The sequence below is a fragment of the Photobacterium obscurum genome, from assembly GCF_026191635.1.
GTDB lineage: Bacteria > Pseudomonadota > Gammaproteobacteria > Enterobacterales > Vibrionaceae > Photobacterium > Photobacterium obscurum.
The window spans coordinates 278,734-304,054 of record NZ_JAKRRW010000004.1 but is presented as its reverse complement, the minus strand read 5'-3'; the positions used below and the strand labels follow the sequence as shown (position 1 = coordinate 304,054).

Sequence of the window (25,321 nt, the reverse complement as noted above, 5' to 3'; positions counted from 1 at the left end):
CTCCTTAATCCTGCTCTAGGGTCGTCTTAGTGAATTTCAAGTTAAGTAGTGCCAGACCACCAACCAAGAGGAAGATAATTGTTGCAATTGCACCAGCCAAACCGAAGTCCTGGCCACCGCCACCCTCGAAGGCGATACGGTAGGTATAACTTACCAACAAGTCGGTGTAACCCGCAGGCTCTGACGTGCCCACCATGTTAGGACCACCAGCTGTCAATAGCTGAATCATCACAAAGTTATTGAAGTTGAATGCAAAACTAGCAATAAGTAGTGGCGTTAACGGCTTAATTAGCATTGGAATTGTAATCGTGAAGAAATTCTGGATTGGTCCCGCACCATCAATTGCAGAGGCTTCATATAAATCTTCAGGAATCGACTTCAACAGGCCCATGCACAGAATCATCATGTATGGGAAGCCAAGCCAGGTGTTCACCAAAACAACCATCACTCGCGCCATGATTGGATCTGAGAACCATGATGGCTTGATACCGAAAATGGCGTCCAACAGCATGTTGATTTCACCAAAGCTCTGGTTAAACAAACCCTTGAAAATCAGAATTGAGATAAACGATGGTACCGCGTAAGGCAAAATTAATAGTACTCGGTAGATGCCGCTGAATTGCAGAGGCTCCCACTGAACAACACATGCCAATATCATACCTAGGGCAAGCGTTAGTGCTACCGCCAAGAAGGCAAAGACAACTGTCCAAACAAAAATGCCAATAAACGGTTCTTTGATACCATCATCAGTCATAACACGTTCAAAGTTCGCACCACCAACGGTAACAACAAACCCTGGAGAGATAGGCTTATCGATAAAGTTACCGTCTGCGTCAACAGGCTGGTAGAAACCGATTTCCATATTCGGCATATACAGTTGCTGAGTCTGGTTATTCAGCATGCCCAGGCCATCTTCCTGAAGCGTAAACAGAGGAGTATCGGCGGCAAACTTGCGCAGGCCGCTCATTCGAATCTCGTGGCCACCAGGCATCACCAACTCAACTTTTGTCAAATTAGAACGATTCTGAACGATGGTTTTGATCTTCTCTTTTTCACCCTGGACACTGTCAACTTTACGAAGGCTCATCGCATCCGATGTGGTGTTGGCAATATCAAAGACGTCTGAAGCCAGCAAGTCACCATTCGCGTTGATGATCAGCTGGTGCCCGTTCTCAACTTTATAAAGGTCAAAACGGTAACTTTCGCCAGACTGGAAACTGCGCTGCTGTAAGACAGACTGCGTTCTATCAAGAGATAATTGGTTAGACGCACTGTAGTTGGTAAACGCCAACCCTACGGTATATACCAATGGGAAAATAATGAAAATGAGCATCCCCGCGACACCTGGGAAGATGTAGCGATGAGCATATGTTCTGTTGCTTCCGAAAATATAAAGAGCAAGAGCTGTTAGAACAACGGTAAGAAGCGCAAAAGGTATTTCACCCTGTGCATACATCAATACGGTAGCATAACCATTAACAACGCCGATCATGCCAAGTAGTGACCATTTCAGCCACTTGCGATAATTTAATTTAGGACTTTCCTGTTGTGGTTCCAAAAGTCCTGCACCTTGAACTGACTGCATCTCAGCTCCTTGCTAGCAAAAAAATGACAATAAAATGGGGAGAGTTACCCCTCCCCGCAAAAACAATTACTTAAGCATGTGACCAGCGGCTTCATCTAGCGCACCATCGATATCCTGGCGGCCATCAACAACGTTCTTGATTGCATTACCCTGTGCATACCAGAATGCTGCCATCTGTGGAACGTTTGGCATGATTTCACCGTTCATTGCGTTATCCATAGTGGCCGCAATGCGTGAATCTTTATCTAGCTTCTTCTGGAATGATTTCAGAGCTACTGCGCCTAGTGGCTTATCAGCATTAACTTTGCCCAGACCTTCGTCAGTCAGTAGGTAGTTTTCGATGAACTCAACCGCTAGATCCTGGTTTGGTGAAGCAGAGCTTATACCTGCAGTCAAAATACCAACGAATGGCTTAGATGGGCTACCGTTCAGTTTAGGCAGAACAGTAACGCCGTAGTTAATGCCAGACTTCTCAACGTTGCCCCAAGACCATGGACCGTTGATTGTCATTGCTACGTTACCTTTGTTGAACTCAGCTTCAGAGATGCTGTAGTCCATATCGGCAGAAATTACTTTCTTGTCAACCAGTGTCTTGATGAAGTTCATGCCGCGCTTAGCACCAGCGCTGTTCACACCAACATCTTTCACATCGTAGCCTTCAGCAGTGAACTTGAACGCGTAACCACCGTCAGCAGAAAGCAGTGGCCATGTGAAGTACGGTTCTTTCAGGTTCCACATGATCGCTTTCTTGCCATCTTTCTGAAGCTTCTTGTCCAGAGCTTCAACGTCTTCCCAGTTCTTAGGTGGGTTTGGAACAAGATCCTTGTTATAAATCAGAGAAAGTGCTTCAACTGCAACCGGGTAACCGATGTACTTGCCGTCGTACTGCACCGCATCCCAGGTAAAGTCGATGATTTTGTCTTTAAGCTCTTTAGATGGCTTAACTTCAGCCAACAAACCTGATTTAGCGTAGCCACCAAAACGGTCGTGAGCCCAGAATACGATGTCCGGACCATCACCAGCTGCTGCTACCTGAGGGAACTTCTCAGACAGGCCATCAGGGAAAGCAACGGTAACTTTAACACCTGTATCTTCTTCAAACTGCTTACCTACTTCAGCCAGGCCGTTATAGCCCTTATCGCCGTTGATCCAGATAGTAAGTTGACCTTCTTCAATCGCGGCGTGTGCGTTTACTGAGCCAAGAGCGGCAAGGGTACAAAAAGCTACAGTGCTGAGGACTTTCTTCATTTTTAACATCCTTCATGATTGTTATATGTCGTGCTACAGAAATTCCTCTGCAGCACAATTTGCAGTCTGTATCATCCATCAGGAATGAGCACTCGGCATCATCCTGAGACCTACGCCCCCTAGCCCTAAGATTTAAAAGCGTGATCTCCGTCGTTTCAGTTAGTGATGCAGATCTAAAAACGACACCTGATTGTGATACAACGCACATAGTACTGCGATTAAATACCCACATCAGCAACAGGAATAGCAAAGTGTGATCCAAACACTCCTCCCCCCCTCATCCCCCTTTTAAATTATCTTCAAGGAGGATGTTTTGCGGTGACAGCGGCGTAAGATAAGCAACATACCCAATGGGGTAGATGAAGATGCTTTTACTGTTCTGCACAATGCAGGTTTGGATTTCGCAGTAACCACTTTTATTGGAAACGACAGCACCACGTTACTTCTTGGGGAAGTAAGTAATGTGGATTTGGTCAGGGTAGCCATTCATTCCACTGCCTGAGTGAAACTCACGCTACCCATTTTTTTCTTCTCTACACCTAAAAATTCTTTACCCGTGAGGCTAGGCACGAATATGATGCCTGTAGTTTTAGCCTTGCAGGCAACAACAAACTTAGAGGAATAGGCTCGATGGCGAGTGTCACTTTACGAAATGTATGTAAAGCATATGGAGATAACCTGATTTCCAAGAACGTTGATCTCGATATTGCTGAAGGCGAATTCGTTGTATTTGTAGGGCCATCAGGCTGTGGTAAATCGACCCTTCTTCGTTGTATCGCTGGTTTGGAAGATATCACATCAGGCGACCTGTACATCGGCGAAGACCGTATGAACGACGTTCCACCTTCTCAGCGTGGTGTCGGTATGGTGTTCCAGTCTTATGCTCTTTACCCGCACCTAAATCTGTTCGACAACATGTCTTTCGGCATGAAACTGGCGAAAGCTGACAAGAACGAAATCAAAAAGCGTGTTGATCACGCCGCCGATATCCTTCAGCTTGGTCACCTACTAGATCGCCAGCCAAAAGCACTTTCTGGTGGTCAGCGTCAGCGTGTTGCTATCGGTCGTACGCTGGTATCGCAGCCAGACGTATTCCTGCTTGATGAACCGCTGTCTAACCTAGATGCTGCACTTCGTGTTCAGATGCGTATCGAGATTGCTAAACTGCACAAGCAACTTGGCTGTACCATGATCTACGTAACGCATGATCAGGTAGAAGCAATGACAATGGCTGAGAAAATTGTTGTCCTAGATGGCGGTTATGTTTCTCAGGTTGGTAAGCCTCTAGAGCTATATCACTACCCTCAAAACCGTTTTGTTGCTGGCTTTATCGGCTCGCCGAAAATGAACTTCATGAGCGTATTCATCGAGCAAGTTGAAGATGAGCGCGTAATGGTACAAATGGCTGACGGTAATGCATTCTGGATCCCTGTTGACGGCAGCACCGTGACAAAAGGCGATCGCATGTCACTGGGTATCCGCCCAGAGCACCTAGTGCCTTGCGAAGAAGGGGATGCATGTGTTGAAGGTAAGGTCCAGGTTATCGAGAAGCTAGGCTACGAGACTCAGGCATACCTTCACCTAGAACACATGGACGCAGACTTCATCTATCGTCGCCCTGATACGCTAGATATTGAAGCGGGTGATAGCTTTAAAGTTGGCCTTCCTGCTCACCGTTGTCACCTGTTCCACAGCGACGGCCGTGCTTGCCGCCGCCTGTATAAAGAGCCTGGTGTATAAGCCGGTCTCCTACTCTCCCCCTATAACAAAGCGCTGCTCATTTACCTGGCAGCGCTTTTTTTATCTTTGAATTTGCCCTATCCCTGAGACCCGCCCTGGAGCCCAATATGACACTGGATGCCCGCATTAAGAACTATGATCCGGACCGAATGATCCTGATACCGGATTTTGAAATCCCCCAATTAAATCGCCAGCGCCTGATTAGGATCTACCTTCCCATTGACTACCACTCCAGCAACAAACATTACCCGGTTATTTATATGCACGACGGCCAGAATGTTTTCGAACCTGCACTCTGTATTTCGGGGATGAGCTGGCAAGCTGGCGAACATCTCGACCAGATTCAGACGCAGGGCCAAACTGGCGGCATTATTCTCGTCACGGTAGATAATAGCCCATTACATAACGGCCTAGGACGGATGAATGAGTACTCACCATGGCACTATAACCCAATCCCCGAGCTAAGTGGCTGGAGTGACATAAAACAGAGCATGGGCGGTGAAGGGGAAGCCTACAGTGCATTTATTGCAGATACGCTAAAGCCGTTTATCGATCAGCATTATCGAACTCGCCCCGAGCGCGAATATACCACTGTTGCCGGCAGTTCAATGGGCGGCCTAATAAGCTTGTATATAGCCCTGCGCTATCAGGCAATATTTGGTAATGCCGGAGTATTCTCCCCTGCCTTCTGGTTCGCCGAAGCCCGAATGTGTGACTTCCTTAACCAGACTGCAATTTCGTACCCACTTAACATCTACATGGATATCGGTACCGCTGAAACCAGTGATCAGTCAATCACAAGCTTTCCATCCCTCTACCTTGAAGGTGCCAAGCGTTTGCACCGCCAGCTACAAAGTAAAAGTACTCAAATTAACTGCAGCTTGTTGATTGATAATAAAGCCGTGCATAGTGAAAGTGCCTGGGCAAGGCGTTATCCAGAAATGGTCTTGCAGTTTTACGGGGCCAATGCGTCATAATGGCGCAGTTACAGCGTAATAATGTGGAGGCACACCATCATCCCACCTAAACTTAAACAGGCAGGGGATGATTGACACCGTCAATGGCGTAGTTAAATCAGATAATCACCCGGTAAGAGTTCTATACCCAAGCTACCTCAAGATGCAGAATTCAGAGTGATATCAGCATGTCTAGTTCAAGGAAAATGACGGCAGGAATGGTGGCTCCATATCAACGTCATTCTCTCTGAAACGAGCATCTTGAGGTAGTTTTGAGTATAAGCGTATCTTTGATGGAGGATCATGACATGAGCAGCTACGACAGAATCGAAGATATTGAACAACAAATCTACTTGGCTTATCAAGAAGGTAACTATCAAGAGGCCAAAGAGCTTGAAGCTAAAGTTCAAAAGCTCAAAAAAGAAAGCCATCTCTATGACGACAACGAGCCCTACTCGATAGAAGGTAAAATTTTCACCGATGAATAAACAGTAAGCCGATACACCATTTGGCGTTCAAAGCTAACAGCAAAGGTCTGCTATAGACCTCGCATATACATAATAATTGCTTATCAAGATCCAAAAACGCTGCTCATCGAGCAGCGTTTTATTATATCTCTAAGGTTTTTATAGCTCAGTTTAATCCACAGCCTTGGCTAAATCACTCGCCTCGACTTGCTGCTGCAGCACATGGTTTGCCTGCAATACCGGAAAATCGATATCAGTATCGGGCATGGCAAACGCCAGATGGCCAATCTGAGGCTGATAGCTGCGCTGAATACAGGCCAAGGCAACACTCTTGCCATTTATTTCTGCCTCGGCGCACAATGGGTTAAATTTCACTACTGCAGACAACATTCCCGCTTCAATCTCAACCAAGTACTTGGCTTTGTCGTTAGCAGTCAGAACCAGTTCAAGGGTTTCCTCAGCTGGTTGCTGATATGCTAAGTGGTAAACCTCATGTCCATCGAGATGACCTTCAAAAGACACATTGAGTGCATTGGTTTGACCAAAACGCAGTACCGCATGGAATGACTGCCACTGCGCGGGCAAACAAGGGGCAAGCGTCACTTTTCCGGCCAGAAGATTAGGCGCGAAACCGAGATAATCCTGATAGCCGTTACGGGTAAACTCAGACACTGACCATGCCTGTGCGTAGGTGCCCGTAGTTGTCAGTTTGCCATCGGTATTGAGGAACGCATCAAGGTTTTCACTCATTGCACCGCGGTGGCCGATAGATAAGATTTGCTCCGACAAGTTCTTGGTCAGCTTGTAGGCAAAATCGGCGTAGCCATATTGGATCAAACTGGACACGGTAAAGCCTGCATTCCAGCCCCAGATAGTACCGTTATGGTAAGCCGCATCCTTGTGGTACTCCTCCCGGTTGGCATGATAAGGATGAAAATCCGGATCATATTGCGATAGGGATGTGATCCCCCATGGGAACAACAACTCGCTGACGGCTTTCTGTACCACTTTGGCGCCAATTTCGGCCTCAACCAATCCGTTGTCAAAAGGAACGGTCAGTGTCATCAGCTGGTTGGGGCGTACTTGTAAGTCCCGGCTGTTATCTTGATGTAGGCGATCAGCCAACAGCTCTTGCTGCTCATCCCAAAATAACGACTGAAAACTCGACTGAACGTTATCGGCCAGAGACTGATAGTGTTGTTCGCCATTCTCGTCACCATTAAGCCGAGCCAGCTCAACCGCCACTTTCAAACTTGTGTACCATAATGCCTGAATATCATTGGCGCGGTTGCCCCGGGCAGACCACGGTAGTTTCCCTTCAAGTTTGGCATCCATCCAGGTATCGGGATCGCGGTGAGTCATCAGCCCATACTGATCCAAATAGTTTTTCTCGATACCGTCAATGTATGTCTGTACTACTGGATAAATGGATTTTGCGTATTCAAGATCACCGCTATATCGCAGATAGTCCCACACTTCTCTCACCATCCAAGGTGTACCATCGGTGGTGTTATAGATGATATTAGTCAGGCTGGTGACCCGATTCGGGATGCGGCCATAATTAATGCTCTGCTTGTCTGTCAACTGCATTGATGCAAAGTTGTCAATGATGGTTTTGGCATCCGCGAAGTCACCATTAACCAGCGTAATCCCCGGCAATGCAATAAATGAATCACGCCCCCAGCAGTCTTTGAACCAAGGCAGCCCAGCCCAAATCCCCTTGCCGAATTCATTGGAAACAAATACCTTGCCCGACACCTTTGCCCACATCAGCGCCCGGTTATACTCCAAATCAGACGTCCAAAGATAGGACTGAGTCAGCATATCGTAGGTTTGCTGCTGATGCTGTGTAAAGCCGTCAGTATCCAGCAGTTGTTTTGCTTGCTCGATGGCTTCGGCTTCAGTCTCGGCAAAAGCCAGATACACTGTGAAGTTGGATTCCGAATGAAGGGTTTCGATCACCGGTTTAACGTGGTTACCGCTAAGATGCACGACATCTTTCAGTGCCGGTTGCTCAGCAAAAGTTGTTTCCTTGATACGGAATGGCTTATTGGCACAAAGGGCAATGAATGACGGCGTATTATCCTGTCGCAATGACGGGTCAAGCGCATATACCACGCCTCTGTCAAAGGTCGTTAGCGTCGAAGCGTTGATTGCCAGGTTAAGCTGAGGCGCAATCGCCAGTACTTCAGCCTGTTCCGATGTCACGGATAATGCCGCCGCACGCTGCTGAGAAAATAGCATCAATGTATCTGTCGAGCGGCTGGCATAATTGTGTGTTACGCCATATGGCAGAATATCTGCGTCGGGCGCATTATTTCTGTTATTGATCTCTCCGTCGACAAACGAAGCAAATGTTCCGAGGTACCAGCCCTGCTTATGGCGATATTTGCCGGCAGCAACATAGCCGTGCGTGACACCTTCATAGTAGCCATCGACGTTATCGCCAAATACAAACGGGGCACTCTCGATAACGTTGATCGCAAGTTGCTCAAATAAAGCCTTCGGTGCAAGTACGGGCTCTGGTTTTGCGCGAAGCTGACAAGCTACCGGCTGGATATCAAATTCAGCCTGAACAAGCTCTCGACTAGGCTCAGACTCAGAGTTCTCTCCTCCAAGGGCGATCATTAACGATGGTACAGCGTCAACAACAGTCAATGAAATCGTATACAACCCAGTTTCCGGAGCCAAGAAGGTCAGATCATTACCAATCCCTTTTGCAGTCATCAGAGGCAGAGCCTGACCCACCGCGCACGATACCGCTTTGTACTTGTCTGCAGAAAATGTCAGATGTTCGCTACCCTGCTGATCAGAGATCTTAAAGCTATGCTGGTCGGCAGAGAGGCAAACAACTGCCTGATATTCCCCTTTACCCAGATAAGCCATTGGGGTGTCATCTCCCCATCCATTAAAAGTACCTTTAACGTACAACTGCTCATTATATGGAGCCTGCGCTAACCCGTTCACTTGTGTTCCTTATCAGTAAGAGATATAGCAATCTGCGTTATATTCAACGCCAAAATAGGTCATTCAGAAAGCACAATGCGCAGACCAGGCCTGCGCATTGATTTTTATAGCCAGCAAATGTATGGCTTACTTATTTGTTAATTTGAGAAGCCGCTGTATCAAGCGCTTCTTTAACTGTTTGACGACCTAGCAGTGCATTTTCAATCGCTGCGCCCTCAGCAAACCAGTAGGCGGTCATCTGAGGAATATTCGGCATGATTTCACCATTCTCAGCGTTGGTCATGGTTGCCGCAATTCGGCTGTCTTTAGCCAAGATATTCTGGAATGATTTTAGAGTAACTGCACCCAACGGCTTATCGTCGTTGACCATCTTCAGGCCTTCATTGGTGATTAGGTAGTTCTCAAGGAACTCAACAGCAAGATCTTGATTCGGGCTTGCAGAGTTAATACCTGCACTTAGAACACCAACAAATGGGTTTGATGCACCACCGTTTAATGTCGGCAGTACCGCTACACCGTAGTTAATGTTTGATTTTTCCAGGTTGCCCCATGACCATGGACCGTTAATGGTCATCGCAACATTGCCTTTGTTAAACTCAGACTCAGACACGGCATAGTCCATATCTGGGTTGATCACATCTTTCTTCGCCAGATCAACCAGGAAGCTCAAGCCCGCAATGCCTGCTTCGCTGTTAACGCCAATTTGTTTGGCATCGAAACCTGTTTCTGTTTTCTTAAATGCATAACCACCGTTCGCCGAGATCATTGGCCATGTGAAGTAAGCATTCTTCACATCCCACATGATAGCCTTCTTGCCTTTTGCCTTCATTTGCTTCTCGATGGCATACAGCTCTTCCCATGTTTTAGGCGCTTCTGGCAATAGATCCTTGTTATAGATCAGCGATGGCGATTCAACCGCAACAGGGTAACCGACTAACTTACCCTCATAAGTAACGGCATCCCAACTGAAATCAACCAGTTTTTGCTTGAACTCTTCAGAAGGATTCACTTCGGTCAGCAGGCCAGCTTTTGCGTAACCACCAAATCGGTCATGTGCCCAGAAAATAATATCAGGACCGCCACCGGTTGCTGCAACTTGCTGGAATTTCGCTTCCAAAGATTCAGGGTACTGAACATTTACCTTAACGCCTGTTTCTTCTTCAAACTGACGACCGACTTCCGCAAGGCCTTCATAGCCTTTATCGCCGTTAATCCAAATCAGAATTTCACCTTCCTGCATCGCAGAGGCCGCCATCGGGAATGCAAGCGCAGTTGTCAGAGAACAAAGGGTCAGAGTTTTCAGAACACGTTTCATAGTCGATTTCCGTTGTTATTTTTATGAACGGGTGCATTCTCCTCCCCCTGAGTATGATGAGCATCATCCCCCTCCCTACGCCCCCAGCCTGTTTTGCTCAACTATGTGAAACTGAACACATTATGTTGGCCAAAAACAAAAACGGCGAAGGAAAAACCTTCGCCGTTCTTAGCCATATTGGCGTTTCAAGTTTGTTTACATTGAAAGCTAATCTTTCTGGTTCAAACCCAATTTATTTGATAGTGGTTCAATCGCCCAGCCTTGGGCTATCACAGAAATTAATACGATGAAAAAAACCATATGCATCATCAACTGCGCACCAGGCACACCAGCCGCAGCCGGGATCAATGCAAAGACAATCGGTGTCGCGCCTTTCAAACCAATCGCCGAAATGAATAGCTTCTTCTTGGTACTCACCCCTCTAAATGGCAGGTAGGTGATAAAGACTGCCAACGGCCGGGCAACAAAAATCAGCACCAGAGCAGGAATAATCGCAATCCACGCATCATCAAGCAACGCCTTGGGAAAGAACTGCAGGCCAAGAATAATAAACATCACAGCCTGCGCTAACCACGATAAACTATTGAAAAAGTGTTTACTTACTTCCTTTCCACGCAGTAGCCCATTGCCAATCACAACACCCGATACGTAAGAGGCAATCAGGATATTACCGCCTAATAAGTCACTGCCATAAGCGGCAATCATGAAGCAGGCCAGAATAAACACGGGGATCAAGCCATATTCTTCGAGCTTGATACGATTCAACAGCGTAACGCCACTAATACCCACTAAATAACCAAACAACAGCCCTACGGCAATTTGTTGTACCAGTTCTAGTCCAATCTCAGCGGCCCCCATTGGCTCTGCGCTACTCACCAGCATTCCGGTAATGATCACCACCAGCAGCAATGCCACGGGATCGTTAGTCGCCGATTCAAACTCAAGAACGGTATCTGTACTTTCTTTTAACTTAAGCTTTTTAGATTCTAATATTGAAAAGACAGCAGCGGCATCTGTTGACGACACGACCGCGGCAAATAACATACAGGTTAGAAGGTCAAAATCGAGAAGGAAGTATAAAATTCCCCCTAAAATACCCGTTGTTAGTAATACACCAAAAGTCGATAACATCCCTCCCTCTTTATACGCGATGGCAATGCTAGACCTTGACGTATTTAAACCGCCAACAAAGACAATAACATTCAATGCCATCGAGCCAATAAATGATGTCAGTTCGAGATCGTCATAAACAAAATCAAACTCACCATTACCGAACATCAAACCGACACCCATGAATATTAACAACGAAGGCAACCCTAGTGTCTTCGACGGCTGGTGAAGCAAAATACCTACCGCAACCAAGACGGCCATACCTAGCATGATTAATTCACTATTCAATACACAACCCCTAGTTTTCACGTTGTGCTCAGTTACAAAACTTGAGCGGGTGAATAGATAAGTAAAAAACAGAACTAACTGCAATAAAAACCGAACTTAAACCAACTGGAAGGCAAGCTCGGCAAAAACAACAATAAAATCCAATCATTAAACCTTTATATACCATCAAACTGTAATATTTTGCCACCAACACAGTCAAACAGAACAAGGCTTATGGAAACAATTTGTAAATAAAAATCAAATTGAATCGGAAAGCTAACAAAATCACCAAAAAACCTAGGATGTCATATGGGGTAAGGCAGAGGCGTTTTATCAACAAAGACCTTTACAGTTTATAGAAAATCAGAAATACGCCATCAGAAAAAATATTTTACGACTAAAATTAAATCCAATCGGAAGACTTTTGTGCAATAAATCACAAAAGAATGTGTTCTATATGTATGCAAAGTTCACTTTGACCAGGAGAAGAATGATGAAGTTGAAAGCTCTACTTATTGCCGTCAGCTTATTCTTTGCCAACGTTGCGATGGCTTCGGGGCACTGCACTTGGTACATTGAAGACCGAGGATGGTGTACGCCATATTTTCCGACTAGTGATCCTTATCCATCCAAAAAGTAATCTCAGTACTGAGCAGTCTGAGGATGCAATAAAGCCGCTTAATAAGCGGCTTTATTCTTTACCCAACCACTCTCGCTGTAACAAGTGGTTTGGAGGTATCTTTATCTGCCCGGCAGCTTTAATCCAGCAGAAAAATCATGGCGGCTAATGGCAGAAGCATCAGGTGTATTTCCCCTTCCCCATTTGAAACCGAAAGCTTTATGGTTTCTTGTCCATATAATTGCTCAGTAAGCAAATACTCACCATCAGTCAACTGCCAGTGATCAACTAACGTAGCAGGTAACTTAACCTGAACCCTACCCTGATCTTTATCGGCAAAATTTGCCACTATCAGCAGCTTTTGTTGTTCATCAAAACGGCTAAAGCAGAACAGCTGATCATTGTAGCTATCACTGTGCTCACGGTTATAGCCATGGATTTCTTGGTATTCCCCCAACATAGCAGGGCTGTTCAATGAGAAGGTCAGTAATCGCTGGTAAAAATCGCGAAGATCTCGTTCCGGGTCTGCCAGCAGGCCGCCATCAAACTCACCGCCATTCATCCAGCGTTGGTGGCTTGGCACCCCGAAATAATCAAAGATAGTGGTTCGAGAGTTCAGGCCAAACCCTGCATCATCTTTGCCAGCCTCGCCGACTTCCTGACCAAAGTAAACCATCGTTGGTGAGCTACTAAGCGTCGTTGATACCAGCATCGCAGGTTTGCCTTTGTTGGCATTTCCTGCAAACTCAGGGCTAGCCAGCCGTTGTTCGTCATGGTTATCAAGAAAGTGCAGCATATGATGTTCAATGTCCATCAACTGCTGTTGGACTGCCACGATGGCATCAGTCGAGCCGCTCCCCTGCATAACCAGTTTCAACGTATCGTACAGGTCAACTTTATCGTACAGATAATCCATTTTTCCCAAATGGATATAATCGCGATATAAGTCTGGCTGATAGACTTCTGCCATCAAGAATGCATCAGGATTTACCTGTTTGATGGATGAGTTCATATAGCTCCAGAACTCGACAGGCACCATCTCGGCCATATCATAGCGGAAGCCGTCAACACCTAACTCAAGCCAGTAAAGGGCTATATCACGAAACTTCACCCAAGAGTCAGGTACCGATTTACCTTGCCAGAACTCAAAGTGCGCCGTGTGATCTCTCCGCTCAAATCCTGCTGGAAGTTCATCAAAATCTTTGCTGCCGTCAGGCCTTACACCGTAGTTCACCTTGACCGTTTCATACCAGTCATCAAACTGCGGCTGTGCCAAACGCGAACCATTGCCCGTCCATTTTGCCGGAAACTCTTCATAAGGACTTTCAAGATTAGGGTGAGCTTCTCCACCAAGAGGCAGATACCCATTCTCAGCCTCTGGCACTTTGAATGCCTCGTCTGGAATATAGTAGAAGTTATTATCACGATGGTACTCGATAGAGACATCATCAGAAGCACCGAAATCCTCTACGCCTTCTGGATTAGTCAGTCCCTGATAACGGCGAGCAACGTGGTTCGGTACAATATCAATAATAACCCTCAAGCCATTGCGATGACTCCGCTCGATAAGGGCTTTAAACTCCTCCAATCGGTTAGCAGGATCAACGGCCAGATCAGGATTGACGTTATAGTAATCTTTCACTGCGTAAGGCGATCCGGCTCGCCCCTTCACCACACTAGGATGATCCGAAGCGATCCCGAACTCACTATAGTCCCTGACTAATGCATGATGCGGCACACCGGTATACCAAATATGGCTTACACCCAGCTGTTTAATTTCACTTAATGCCTTATCAGTAAAATCGTTAAACTTGCCGATACCATTTTCTTCCAATGTACCCCAAGGCTTATTGGTTGCATTCGTGTTACCAAACAAGCGGGTAAAGACCTGATAGACAACATGCTTTTCAGGTGCATTTGTTTTCGATAATTCAGTCATAAATAATGAACTCAGAAGGCGTTATAACAGGAAATAGAAAGAGATAAGAACGGGCAGATGAGTACCTGCCCGTATATTCCCAGCTTACTGAAGGTGCCAGTTCAGCACCTTGGAATCACCGGGTATAGTGTTTACTTTTTGATTAGTTGAACAAATGTCGCTTCAGCAGACGTTGAGCCTGCACGCTTAGCCTCTTCTAGTAGCTGAAGCGCTTTGTGCATGTCATTCTTCTCAACGGCAGCTTTGATTTGGGCATTATAGAAAGCCTCGGATTCCGGTAGCATTTTCGCACTATTTGTGCCCTTCGTCGCTGCCGCTTGTGTCGACGTTGCTGCCGCCACAGGGACTGGAGCAACAACAGCCGTTGCTGCTGGAGAAACGGGTGCAGTGGCAACAACCTCATCTGCACGGTATGAACGAAGGTTTAGTGGTTTCAGATCTAGTTCTAGCGAGCCAAATTTCTGATGATGGATCACCGGATCTGTCACCATCGGGCGGGCCAGACCAAGCTCCTCTGCTCTAATACGCTCAGGGTGCGGGATCTGAATTTTTCCTTCACGGTACTCTAATGGTGAGTAAACCACCATGTATGGCGTCTTACTCTGCTCCATCACAAAACGGTGCTTATAACTCGACAGGCTGAATATATTAGATGGCATAACCTCAAACTCATCGAGCGCGATAGTTTTCACTGGTTGAAACTGTGGATCCAGCAGAACAACCTTTGGCGCAAATACCCCGGATGACCTCATCCAGCTATTAAGCTCAACGCGCATTCGCTCAACATTCCTAGGCAAAACAAATGCAGCAAAATAGCTTTTACCTTCAGGAAACTGACCGACTTGAGAGTAATCATCAATGGCAAAGTCAATCTCATCCCCTTGCATCGGGATCCAGGAGAATTCACTGTATGTGTTACAACAAACCGGAGTCGTTACCGATACGTCTTTTACGACCTCTGTCGATGGGGTTGCCGCGCAGCCAATCAAACTTGCCGCCAATAGTGCAGCCAGTGTGGTTTTAATTATTTTCATTTTTGATCTCCCATACCCCTATGACTTTATTGGGTATATATCTATTACCTTCCGGTTAAATCTACAGCAGAAACCAATAGATATATACTCAAAAAGGCAGCCCTTGGGCTGCCTTTAACACTAATTGGCTTAGAACCAGATTTCAGTGTGTACACCAACAACTACTTCGTCGTCGCCGCTACGGATACCAATGATTTCAGCACTCGCTTCATCATCAGCTTTAATGTAGCTTACGTAAGGTTTGATTTGTGGACGGCCAAAGTAGTCAGCATTAACAGTGAATGCAGATGCTAGCTCGATGTTGTAGATGTCGCTTTCAACCGCATCACCAGTGCGGCCCCAGTAGCCATCTTTACCTTCTTCATGACCGTAAGATGCAGTCATTTCTAGGCGTAGATTATCGTTCACCTTGTAAGATGGGCGAACAGCAACGATGTAGCGCTTAAGATCTTCAGCACCAAATAGTTGATCCAGAGCTCCGATATATGTCAATTCAGAGCCCATTTGCCAGTTATCAGAAATATTTAGTACACCGTATGATGTCAAGAAGATAGACTGCGCATCGTCATTACCACCAGACCAGCTACCAAAGTTTACGCCACGGTTCTGAGCAACACCTTCACCGTATGCAATCGCTGTTTGTGTCCAGCCGTCTAGACCATAGTAATCGCGGTTATAAGTGATTGCCGCGCCAAAGCCACTATCTGAGCTTGAGTCTTGATTTGCCTGAGACATAACTTTCAGGTCAAAATCAAAGCTTCCACCTAGAGCTTTTACGCCATAGTAGTATAAATCAATTGAAGTAAGTGTCTTACGCTCACCTTCCGGTAATAGATCGATACCACTTGGGAACTTATCAGCATCAGCAGAAACAACAGCGATACCTGCAGTATTGCCCGCTAGCTTGGTCTGGATACCCGCACCAACACCTGAAGACTGCTTCCAAAATTCACCTGATAATAGGCCTGCAGCACGGTTAAAGTAACGCTGACCACCCCAGATAGATGTATCTTCACCCAAGAAAGAAATACCACCAATCTCGACAAAAGTCTCTTTCACTTCAAACTGTGCTTGAGTATTGTCTTTCTGGCTACCAGGTGAAGAATAAGCGTAAGAGTTACCGTTACCGAATTCAGAACGTACTACAAAGTCAGACCATACACCGTTTTGATGCTCTGTGTGCTTCTTAACTACAAACTCAACCTGGTTAGTGCTCTTACCGTGCGTACCAGCAGTTTTGTAGTCAGGCTTACCGTATTCTGTATCAACTGTTTCGCCTTCTACCATACGGTAGTTCATAGAGCCATAACCATGTACTTCCCAGCCGTCGGTAATTACGTCTGTTCCAGATTCAGCTGCTACGTTGGCAGAAGCAAGAGCGGTTAGTAAAGCCGCTGCTACAGGTACTAACTTGTGTTTCATAGGAATGTCCCTTTTAATTATTGTGCTGGTTGTCATCAAGCAACCTTTTCGGGACTTATATTCAGCTTTCGTACAGTTCTACACATCCTCCTAATACCAGGGGGAGTAGGGAGGAGTAGAGGGGCGTAGTAATTAGGGTGGAGATGTGTTTCGTGATACGCCTCACGAAGATTAGGCGTAAAACTGTAAGAAAAGTACAGGAGGTAAATAAAAAACAAGAGGCCAGTCACTTATTTTAAATAATAATGAAATATTCAGTTACTGAATTAAATTTAAAAAAAAATCAAAAAAAAACATTTCTTGACTGGTGAATTTTTCCCGATTTAATAGCAGGTATAAACACGTAAAATAAGCAAAGAGATATAGAAAATGTTCGCTAAATTAGCTCAACCTTTTCCTTTAGGGGCTACATTATGTGATCAAGGTTGTAATTTTTCTATTTACTGCCCAGAGAACAAAGAAATTAAATTAGTCCTGTTCAATGATGACAATAAGAAAACAATCATTGACTTAGACCAGCAATACATGGGGCGACATTACACGTTTGTTCCCGGTATCAAAGCTGGCCAAGAATATGGCTACCAAATAAATGACAAAGGCGAAGAACGATTAGTTCTCGACCCATATGCTCAGGCACTCAGTAAAACGCCTTTCTACATAGAACCATTCAGTGCAGAAAAAAGCTGGGAGTTTGCCAAATCCGTCGTTATTGACCATCAGTTTGACTGGCAAAATACGGCAGCTCCGCAAGTTCCTTATGAAGAAACTATCTTGTGCGAAACTCACGTAAAGGGTTTCACTAAGCTTCACCCTGCTATAGAAGAGCAATATCAGGGAACCTACCTCGGCCTCTGCCATCCCAAAGCGATTGAATTCTATAAAGAGCAAGGCATAACCACTCTACAGCTGCTCCCTGTCACATCTTGCATGTCTGAACCGCACTTGCTCAAGATGGATAAAGTCAATTTCTGGGGCTACAACAGCCTATGCTTTATGGCCCCAGAACCACGTTATGCGGCAAGCGATGCCGTTAGCGAAATGAAAACCATGGTAAGGGAGCTACATAAACACGGCATTGAAGTCATTATGGATATCGTGTTTAACCATACAGCCGAAGGGGGAGAAGGCGGTCCAAAATTCCATTTAAAATGCCTAGATAAAAAATACTACCTTCTCGATACCAATAAGAACTACCTTAACTACACGGGTTGTGGCAATACCGTCGACCTTACCTACCAACCAAGCCTGAATCTTGTATTAGATACGCTTCGACACTGGGTAACCCAATATCAAATAGATGGCTTCCGCTTTGATTTGGCCGCTACTCTGGGGCGTAATGGGTATCAGTTTGATCGCCAGAGTGCCTTCTTCAAGGCGATCGCCCAGGATCCTGTTTTGCAGAAAGTGAAGCTAATCGCAGAGCCCTGGGATGTCGGCCCTAATGGTTACCAACTTGGATGTTTCCCGCGCGGATGGAACGAGTGCAATGATAAATTCCGCGATACCGTCAAAAGCTACTGGCTGTGTAACAAAAACAACGTCAAAGAATTTGCGACCCGCCTGATGGGCTCGCGGGACTTGTTCAGTGCCGGTGGTTGGCCAGACAAGCTTCCAGTCAATTTCGTTTCCTACCATGATGGTTTTACCTTGCGTGATCTGGTGTCTTACAACCATAAACATAACCATGCTAATGGTGAAAACAACCATGATGGTCATGGCGATAACCGCTCATATAACCATGGTGTTGAAGGCGAAACGGATAATCTATCTGTACTGTATAAGCGTGAACGGCAAAAACGCAACTTGATGACCACCCTGCTGTTCAGCTTCGGTATTCCCCACGTGCTTGCTGTTGACCTCTTGTCACATACCCAGGGCGGTAATAACAATGCCTACTGCCAAGATAGTGAAATCAGTTGGGCTAACTGGGATCTATCTCATGATGACATCCATTTTAAAAACTGGTTAGCCGATATGGTTGAGGCCAGAAAGCGTATCATGAGTCCGTTTATTCGTGCTTTTAGTGGCCATGAACGTGGTCACCACCGTATCCACTGGCTGCATTCCAACGGCCAGATAATGACTGCTGAAGACTGGCAGGGGCTTGAAGCTTTTGCGCTATATCTTGGGCTATACAAAAACGGCAAAGAACTGATGTTCCTGATCAACAGTTCAGATATCCCAACTCGCTACCGCTTACCAGCAGGCAGCAAATGGACAGTAGTCTGCGACACCTCAGAGTCAGACGTCAGTAACCGACAAACCCAGACGACATATATGCAGAGTGCTAAATCTATTACCATTCTCTGCCGAGAATAATCTGAAACGGCCTTCTCAGAGCAAATAAGCCCGGCAAGCACATCGCCGGGCTTATTTTTACCGCCTTTCACTACCAGCCAAATGTTGGTATGCCCTTTCAATAACTTCTCGCGTTAAGCCTAATGAAAGTAGATACGCTGTGACAACCTGATGACTATTATCAAAGCATCCCTTCCCCAACGCCTGGGTTAGCGCATGCTCAAGCAAGCGAAAGCTTCGGTACTCTCCGATTGCCAGTTTATTAGTTTGTAAATAATTGCTCTCAATCTGAGCTTTATCTGCTCCCATAAACAACTGCAGAAATGCGATGATCACTCCCGTTCGGTCCGAGCCTAATCGACAATGCACATGATAGGGCGAGGGTTTATTAGCAATATGCTCTATTACCGTTTTGATTCCAGTTTGGAAACCCTGCTCATCAGGATTGAAACTTTCATCTCGATCTGACATAAAATACACCGTTTCATAAGCAACGGGAACATTCACAACCTGCTCTTCCTGCCACAAAGTCTTGTAATAGCTTGGCGAAGCGCTTTCAAGGTAAGCAGCGAGTTCCTCGCTCGTCTCTGAGAGGTTAATTACGGTACAAACTTTGTTAGCTTCAAGCAGCTGCATCGCTGCGTAATGACGCTCGGTTTCAATATCTTTGAGTTGTGGATGGTGACTTCTTGAAGAAATAACCGGGTGATAAGACCGAAACAGCGTTTGTTTCGCCAACTGGCCCCCCTGCACTTCTCGGAAGTTAGCAAGCTCCGAATCAGAGTGAAATTCAGATGAAGTTGTTTTTATTCTAAACGAGCTCTCACTCTGCCGAATAATATTATTCAGTTCGACATCACTGATATCATCTGGAAGCAGTAAATAATTGTAGCTACCATTATATTGATTATTAAAACAATAGCCCGCAGGATGAGCAGGATTGAATAGAATAGGCTGCTGGCGCTCTTCATCCCAAAAATAATATTCTATATAACCAGAATTACCAATTTTATTGACTGCCTGACGAGTTAACCGTAATTGCAGCCTCTCACCTGATACCGTGAATTTATACTCATCCTTTTTTTTCCAGTTGGTAAATGTTCCGACTAGGTAAATTTGACTTCCCGAGAGCGGTACATCAAAGACAACATCATTTTTTTCATACCTGTAATGCATCATTCTTCTTTAGCCATAAAAAAGGCTCTGTCCAAACAACTATTGAACAGAGCCAAAACAGTGAAGAGAGTTAACTTTATATAACAGTTAATATTTACTTATGTTCAAAGCAGTACAGCGAACGACTCATACGGCTTCAATATCAATGTATTACTCAACGCTTGATGTGACTCATAGTTAGAAATAATACATTCAGCTTGATCGGTCTGTAATGCTTCAGGAATGGAGATAGTAACTTCTTCACCGGTAAAATTGCTCAGAACAAACAGACGATGCTGTTCATCAGAGCGAATATAGCCAAATACCTGTTCATGGTCTTCAAATACTGGTTCAAAAGCACCGTATACAATCACCGGCAGGGACTTACGTAACTGAATCAGCTTTTGGTAGTGATAGAAAATCGAATCGTGGTCTTCCAGCGCCGCTTCAACATTAATTTCAGGAAAGTTAGGGTTGACCTTCAACCATGGTTGCGCCTGCGAGAAGCCGGCATTTTCCTTGTTGTTCCAATGCATTGGTGTACGGGCATTGTCACGGCTATTTTCATGAATGGCTGCTAACATTGTTTCAGGAGCAACACCATTTTCGGTACGTTCCTTATAGAAATTCAATGTTTCAATATCGCGGTAATCATCAATACTATCAAACGCAACGTTGGTCATACCGATTTCTTCACCTTGGTAAATATACGGTGTGCCCTTCATCATGTGCAGCGTCGTTGCCAGCATCTTGGCAGATTCAATACGGTATTTACCTACATCACCATATTTGGATACAACACGCGGCAAGTCGTGATTATTCCAAAACAGTGAATTCCAGCCTTCTTCAGCCAGTTCAACCTGCCACTTAGTTAACGCACGCTTGAATTTAGGCAGATCAAGCTCGATCGGGTTCCATTTGTCACCGTACTTCCAAGTCAGTGAAATATGTTCAAACTGGAACACCATCGAGAACTCTTCTCGTGCAGGGTTACTATATAGTTTTGCTATTTCAGGAGTTGCATCCCATGTTTCCCCTACGGTTAGCAGATCTTTATCACCGAATGTCGCCCTGTTCATTTCTTGCAGTAACTTATGGAGACGAGGTCCATTGCCGGTAATTTTCTTATCGATTTCTTTACCAATCAGGTCAATCACATCAAGACGGAATCCACCAATACCCTGATCGATCCACCAGTTCATCATCTTATGAACTTCTTCTTGAACTTTTGGGTTCTCCCAATTCAAATCTGGCTGTCTCTTAGAGAAAATGTGGTAATAATATTCACCCGTGGTGTCATCAAATTCCCAGGCTCCGCCTCCAAACACTGAGCCTTGATCATCAGGTACTGAACCATCCTCTTTCGGCTGACGCCAAATATAGTAGTCACGATATGGATTATCTTTCGACTTACGCGCTTCAACAAACCAAGGGTGCTCATCAGACGTATGGTTGACGACAAGATCCATGATGATACGGATATCACGCTGCTTGGCCTCAGCAAGTAATTGCTGCATGTCTTCCATCGTGCCGAATTCCGCAGCAATATCTTGATAATCAGAGATATCATAGCCATTGTCATCCATCGGCGAGCGGTACACCGGTGATAACCAGACAACATTAACCCCTAGAGTTTTGAGGTAGTCTAACTTACCGATAATACCTTGCAGATCACCCATGCCATCATTATTGGAATCACAAAAACTGCGAGGATAGATCTGGTAGACAACAGCATCGTGCCACCACTTGGGTGTCATTTTCATGGACAGAGGCTCCCTTTAACAAGCTTCAGGTAAACAGTGATATCTTTAATACCGATATCATATTCCTCTGTTTTACCGTTTAAAAATAACATCTCCCGCAAATGATATAGGTTTTTCCTATATCACCATCATTTTAAGAGAGCCAGATCACAATTTTTAGCCAATTGGGATTTCCAGGAATTTCAATAAATGTGAGACTTGTCGCCAATCTCTTTCTGTCTGATCACCGTCGTTTTATGGATAAAAACTACAAACAGTTTCTTGTTGTCGCCGAGCTGGGAAATATCAGCCTTGCTGCCCACCATTTAGGGCTGAGCCAACCCACCCTCACCAACAATATGAAAAAGTTGGAAGGAAACTTTGGTGTCCCTCTCTTCATCCGTAAATCCAAAGGGGTGGAGCTCACCGAGTACGGGAAGCTTTTGCAAGAGCAAGCCTTAGAACTTCAACGTCGGCACGACTCACTTCTGCATAAAATGGCCGATCTCAAAGAGAGGAGAACGGAAAAAATCAGAATGGGGACCGGCGATGCCTGGTGGGAAGTCTTCGTCAAACAGGCGCTGCAACAATACAGTTGCGAACACCCTTCGATATCAATCCAGCTCGAGTTTGGCAATCACCTTAAATTAATGGATATGCTGGTTCATGGCCAAATTGATTTGTTTGTCGGCCATGAGATAGTTGGCCTATCACGGCGATGCAATGTCAGCTTCATTCCCCTGTTGCAGGATAAAGAGGCCATGTTTGTTCACCAATCACATCCGCTGCTGGTCAACAAGCGGCAAGATTCTGATACTGAGCTTTACCCCTTGCTCCAAGTGACCCCTGACTCAGAAGCATACCAACACCTCATCGAAAACCCACAACCTAAGCAGCTGGAAAGAGAACGAAAAAAAGTATCAGAACGAATTGTTTACGAAATTAACTCACTGACTGCCAGCGTAGATCTCCTGACTTCAACTACAGCAGTCATGCCCTACCCTATGAGCATGGCAGATTATTTTTCAAAATCAGATATTGTTGCACTGCCGCTCGATCAAGCGGGCCAGGCAGGTACCGTCGGGATCTACCACTTGAACGAGGTTCTGGCAGAACATGTCCTCGATATCAAACAGCAACTAGTGCTAAGCGGTCAAATAACTTAAATAGAGTAATAAGAAGAGCGATAAAGAGATAAGAGCTCAATAGCAACAAAAAGCCCATGCCTTTTTGAATATAGAAGACATGGGCCTTTGTTATCGCCAAATTGCAGAGGCTAAATTTTACACTACAAATGTGGCCACTTTTTCATTTAGGCTAGCTGCCTGAGTACTGAGGCTTTCCGCCTGTTGACGGGCTCCTCTTGCATCCTCGGCCAGCTGATCGGTCACATCTTTAATCGTCGTTGTGTTTTGGGTAATTTCGTCGGTTACGTGAGTCTGTTCCTCTGCCGCAGTGGCAATTTGGGTGGCCATATCACTGATCAAGGTAACCGAGTCATTAATCTGTTCCAGCGCCATCGTCGCCTGATCAGCATCTTCAACAGAGCATTGGGCCAGCTGCGAGCTTGTTCCCATCAGATCAACCGCTTTGGTTGTTGTCTGTTGTAGCGTGGCAATCATACTCTGGATCTCCTCCGTCGAAGTATGAGTACGCTGAGACAGCACCCGCACTTCATCAGCGACAACGGCAAAACCACGCCCCTGTTCACCTGCACGTGCAGCCTCAATGGCTGCATTCAGAGCCAGCAAATTCGTCTGTTCAGCTATACCCTGAATAGTCGAGAGAATACTGTTAATTCCCTGCGCATGATCATTCAGCTCACTGATCACGCCTGTCGCTTCGTTCACTTCTGTCGCGAGGTTATTGATCGAAGCTTTGCTCTGAACAACTAATTCGCGACCATTGTTGGTATGCGATGTCGAATCCTGAGCCGCTCGTGCAGTCTGTTCAGCATGTGACGCAATTTCCTGGGTGGCAGAAGCCATTTCCGTCACAGCGGTTGCTACCATAGCAATTTCATCTTGCTGACGCTGCAGGTCCCGAGCCGATTTATCCGCACGAACTTCGCTTTCACTCGAGGCTTGGCTCAACTCGACACCCTGAGTACGAATGTGACCGATGAGAACCTGCAAACTTGCGACAAACTGGTTGAAGTTACGAGCTAGTTCACCGACTTCGTCGTTGCTGTCAAGCTCGATACGCTGAGTCAAGTCACCGCCCCCTTGGGCAATCACAGCCAATGCGTTAGATACTTGCTGAAGCGGTTTAAACAAGTAAACACAAAGCAGATTAAACAGGAAGACACAGATAACAACCACCAGCAAGGTCGTCATCATTTGCTCGTATAGCGTGCTATAAAGTGGAGCCACCACCGACTCATAGTCAATCACAATCACGGTGTTCAGGCTCTTACCGGTAATCGGCGCAACAAAGACAAAACTATCACGGCCGTTGATCACTTCTTTTTCGATATGCCCTTCACGCGCCAGACGCTTAAGCAAGCTGTCGGTCAAGTCTTGATCTTTTGCGCTAACTGGTTTATTCAGCAACGAGGTATCAGCATCGGCGAAAATATTCCCTTCGGCATTGGCAATAAACATGTAGCCTTGGCCCGGCAATACAACATCTTCAAGCTGCTTGATGATATTGACGATTTCGACATCTGCACCCAACACAGCCTGCTGACCGAAAATAGTGACGGCCTTACCCATAGAGACCACACTAGCGCCAGTAGCCGCCGCAACCGTAGGGTTTTCCACTGTCACTTTTCCATTCAAACGCATGGCATTTTTATACCAGCCCCACTGCCGAGGATCGTCGTTCCCTGGCGGCAGCTGAACATTGTTAGCATTGACCTGTGAACCATCAGAAAAAGCAAGGAAAACATTGTCGAACCCAGCTGAATCTCGTACCTGCTTCAAGTGCTCTGGCAATGATTCCGCAGTAACATTGGTCGGCAATGCCGAAAGCGAAGAGCCTTTTGCATCCACCCAGTCAGAAACATAGTTATTATATGCTGATGCGACACCTCGTAGTCGATCATTCAGCTCCTCATCCATACGGCCGAGCGAAGACATAAAAGAAAGTGCTGTAACCAGCATACCGCCAATAATAATGGCAATACTGGCCGAGAAAGCCAGCTTCTGCCTGAGTGTCAGATTAAACATGGGTAACCTTTTTATTTTTTGAGTTGCGATAACAAAACACGCTATAGCACTAATACCCATAACCAAGATGTTGGCATTCAAGGTTTCGGCATTCAAAGTGTGAATATTTCCGAAAGTCGTTAACGTGTTTTATTTCAAGGCTCGAATTATTACACTTTTTCGTTGAATTATTCGTATAAAAAAAGTGCTTTTTTTGACGTATGTGGACAAATTAGTAACTTTAATATGCAGCAAGATTAATAAAGCCCTCAGAGGAGGGCTTAGAAAGGGTATTGCAGAAAAACGTT

Annotated in this window: 17 protein-coding genes; 6 read left to right on the top strand and 11 right to left on the bottom strand. The window is 45.6% G+C overall.

Annotated elements, in window-relative coordinates; genetic code table 11:
* Nucleotides 1–4: 4 nt before the first annotated feature.
* Nucleotides 5–1,585: a maltose ABC transporter permease MalF gene (gene malF, locus MD588_RS07490; protein ID WP_265696436.1), complete on the bottom strand. Its 1,581-nt coding sequence runs from the start codon at nucleotides 1,583–1,585 to the stop codon at nucleotides 5–7.
* Between the two features lie 66 nt (nucleotides 1,586–1,651).
* A complete protein-coding gene (gene malE / locus MD588_RS07485; RefSeq protein WP_265696435.1) occupies nucleotides 1,652–2,833 on the bottom strand; it encodes a maltose/maltodextrin ABC transporter substrate-binding protein MalE in 1,182 nt (393 codons plus the stop codon).
* 630 nt (nucleotides 2,834–3,463) lie between these two features.
* Here malE (MD588_RS07485) and malK point away from each other — a divergent pair.
* The 3 genes from malK (at nucleotide 3,464) to MD588_RS07470 (ending at nucleotide 6,017) form a co-directional block, all read left to right on the top strand.
* A complete protein-coding gene (malK, locus tag MD588_RS07480; protein ID WP_265696434.1) occupies nucleotides 3,464–4,573 on the top strand; it encodes a maltose/maltodextrin ABC transporter ATP-binding protein MalK in 1,110 nt (369 codons plus the stop codon).
* A 107-nt stretch (nucleotides 4,574–4,680) separates the two neighbouring features.
* Nucleotides 4,681–5,550: an alpha/beta hydrolase gene (locus MD588_RS07475; RefSeq protein ID WP_265696433.1), complete on the top strand. Its 870-nt coding sequence runs from the start codon at nucleotides 4,681–4,683 to the stop codon at nucleotides 5,548–5,550.
* Nucleotides 5,551–5,837: 287 nt separating this feature from the next.
* Nucleotides 5,838–6,017 carry a hypothetical protein gene (locus MD588_RS07470; protein ID WP_265696432.1) on the top strand — a complete coding sequence of 60 codons (180 nt, stop codon included), beginning with the start codon at nucleotides 5,838–5,840 and terminating at the stop codon, nucleotides 6,015–6,017.
* Nucleotides 6,018–6,167: 150 nt separating this feature from the next.
* Here MD588_RS07470 and MD588_RS07465 read toward each other — a convergent pair whose 3' ends face one another.
* From MD588_RS07465 to MD588_RS07455, 3 genes are all read right to left on the bottom strand, one after another.
* Complete coding sequence (locus tag MD588_RS07465; RefSeq protein WP_265696430.1) at nucleotides 6,168–8,963, bottom strand: amylo-alpha-1,6-glucosidase; 2,796 nt, start codon at nucleotides 8,961–8,963, stop codon at nucleotides 6,168–6,170.
* 130 nt (nucleotides 8,964–9,093) lie between these two features.
* Complete coding sequence (gene malE, locus MD588_RS07460; protein WP_265696429.1) at nucleotides 9,094–10,278, bottom strand: maltose/maltodextrin ABC transporter substrate-binding protein MalE; 1,185 nt, start codon at nucleotides 10,276–10,278, stop codon at nucleotides 9,094–9,096.
* Between the two features lie 207 nt (nucleotides 10,279–10,485).
* Nucleotides 10,486–11,676 carry a potassium/proton antiporter gene (locus MD588_RS07455; protein ID WP_265696428.1) on the bottom strand — a complete coding sequence of 397 codons (1,191 nt, stop codon included), beginning with the start codon at nucleotides 11,674–11,676 and terminating at the stop codon, nucleotides 10,486–10,488.
* Nucleotides 11,677–12,148: 472 nt separating this feature from the next.
* On the opposite strand from MD588_RS07455, the gene MD588_RS07450 reads away from it, so the two are divergent.
* Complete coding sequence (locus tag MD588_RS07450; RefSeq protein ID WP_265696427.1) at nucleotides 12,149–12,295, top strand: hypothetical protein; 147 nt, start codon at nucleotides 12,149–12,151, stop codon at nucleotides 12,293–12,295.
* A gap of 118 nt (nucleotides 12,296–12,413) precedes the next feature.
* Here the strand turns inward: MD588_RS07450 and MD588_RS07445 are convergent, their stop codons facing one another.
* The 3 genes from MD588_RS07445 to MD588_RS07435 all read right to left on the bottom strand — a co-directional run bounded on the left by MD588_RS07445 (nucleotide 12,414) and on the right by MD588_RS07435 (nucleotide 16,669).
* Nucleotides 12,414–14,213 (bottom strand): alpha-amylase family protein, encoded by a 1,800-nt coding sequence (locus MD588_RS07445; RefSeq protein WP_265696426.1) that lies wholly within the window; start codon nucleotides 14,211–14,213, stop codon nucleotides 12,414–12,416.
* Nucleotides 14,214–14,344: 131 nt separating this feature from the next.
* On the bottom strand, nucleotides 14,345–15,247 hold the full coding sequence (locus MD588_RS07440; protein ID WP_265696425.1) for a MalM family protein: 903 nt from the start codon (nucleotides 15,245–15,247) through the stop codon (nucleotides 14,345–14,347).
* 129 nt (nucleotides 15,248–15,376) lie between these two features.
* Nucleotides 15,377–16,669 carry a carbohydrate porin gene (locus tag MD588_RS07435; RefSeq protein ID WP_265696424.1) on the bottom strand — a complete coding sequence of 431 codons (1,293 nt, stop codon included), beginning with the start codon at nucleotides 16,667–16,669 and terminating at the stop codon, nucleotides 15,377–15,379.
* Nucleotides 16,670–17,038: 369 nt separating this feature from the next.
* Here MD588_RS07435 and glgX point away from each other — a divergent pair, with 369 nt between their 5' ends.
* Nucleotides 17,039–18,988, top strand: a complete 1,950-nt coding sequence (gene glgX / locus MD588_RS07430) for a glycogen debranching protein GlgX (RefSeq protein ID WP_265696423.1) — start codon at nucleotides 17,039–17,041, stop codon at nucleotides 18,986–18,988.
* A gap of 57 nt (nucleotides 18,989–19,045) precedes the next feature.
* Here glgX and MD588_RS07425 read toward each other — a convergent pair whose 3' ends face one another.
* Complete coding sequence (locus MD588_RS07425) at nucleotides 19,046–20,143, bottom strand: tyrosine-protein phosphatase (protein ID WP_265696421.1); 1,098 nt, start codon at nucleotides 20,141–20,143, stop codon at nucleotides 19,046–19,048.
* Between the two features lie 104 nt (nucleotides 20,144–20,247).
* A complete protein-coding gene (locus MD588_RS07420) occupies nucleotides 20,248–21,879 on the bottom strand; it encodes a glycoside hydrolase family 13 protein (protein WP_265696551.1) in 1,632 nt (543 codons plus the stop codon).
* A 197-nt stretch (nucleotides 21,880–22,076) separates the two neighbouring features.
* Here MD588_RS07420 and MD588_RS07415 point away from each other — a divergent pair, with 197 nt between their 5' ends.
* The gene (locus MD588_RS07415; protein WP_265696420.1) at nucleotides 22,077–23,030 is read left to right on the top strand and encodes a LysR family transcriptional regulator; all 954 of its coding nucleotides are present in this window, start codon (nucleotides 22,077–22,079) and stop codon (nucleotides 23,028–23,030) included.
* Between the two features lie 117 nt (nucleotides 23,031–23,147).
* On the opposite strand, the gene MD588_RS07410 is transcribed toward MD588_RS07415, so the two are convergent.
* Nucleotides 23,148–25,034: a methyl-accepting chemotaxis protein gene (locus MD588_RS07410; protein ID WP_265696419.1), complete on the bottom strand. Its 1,887-nt coding sequence runs from the start codon at nucleotides 25,032–25,034 to the stop codon at nucleotides 23,148–23,150.
* Between the last annotated feature and the right edge of the window lie 287 nt (nucleotides 25,035–25,321).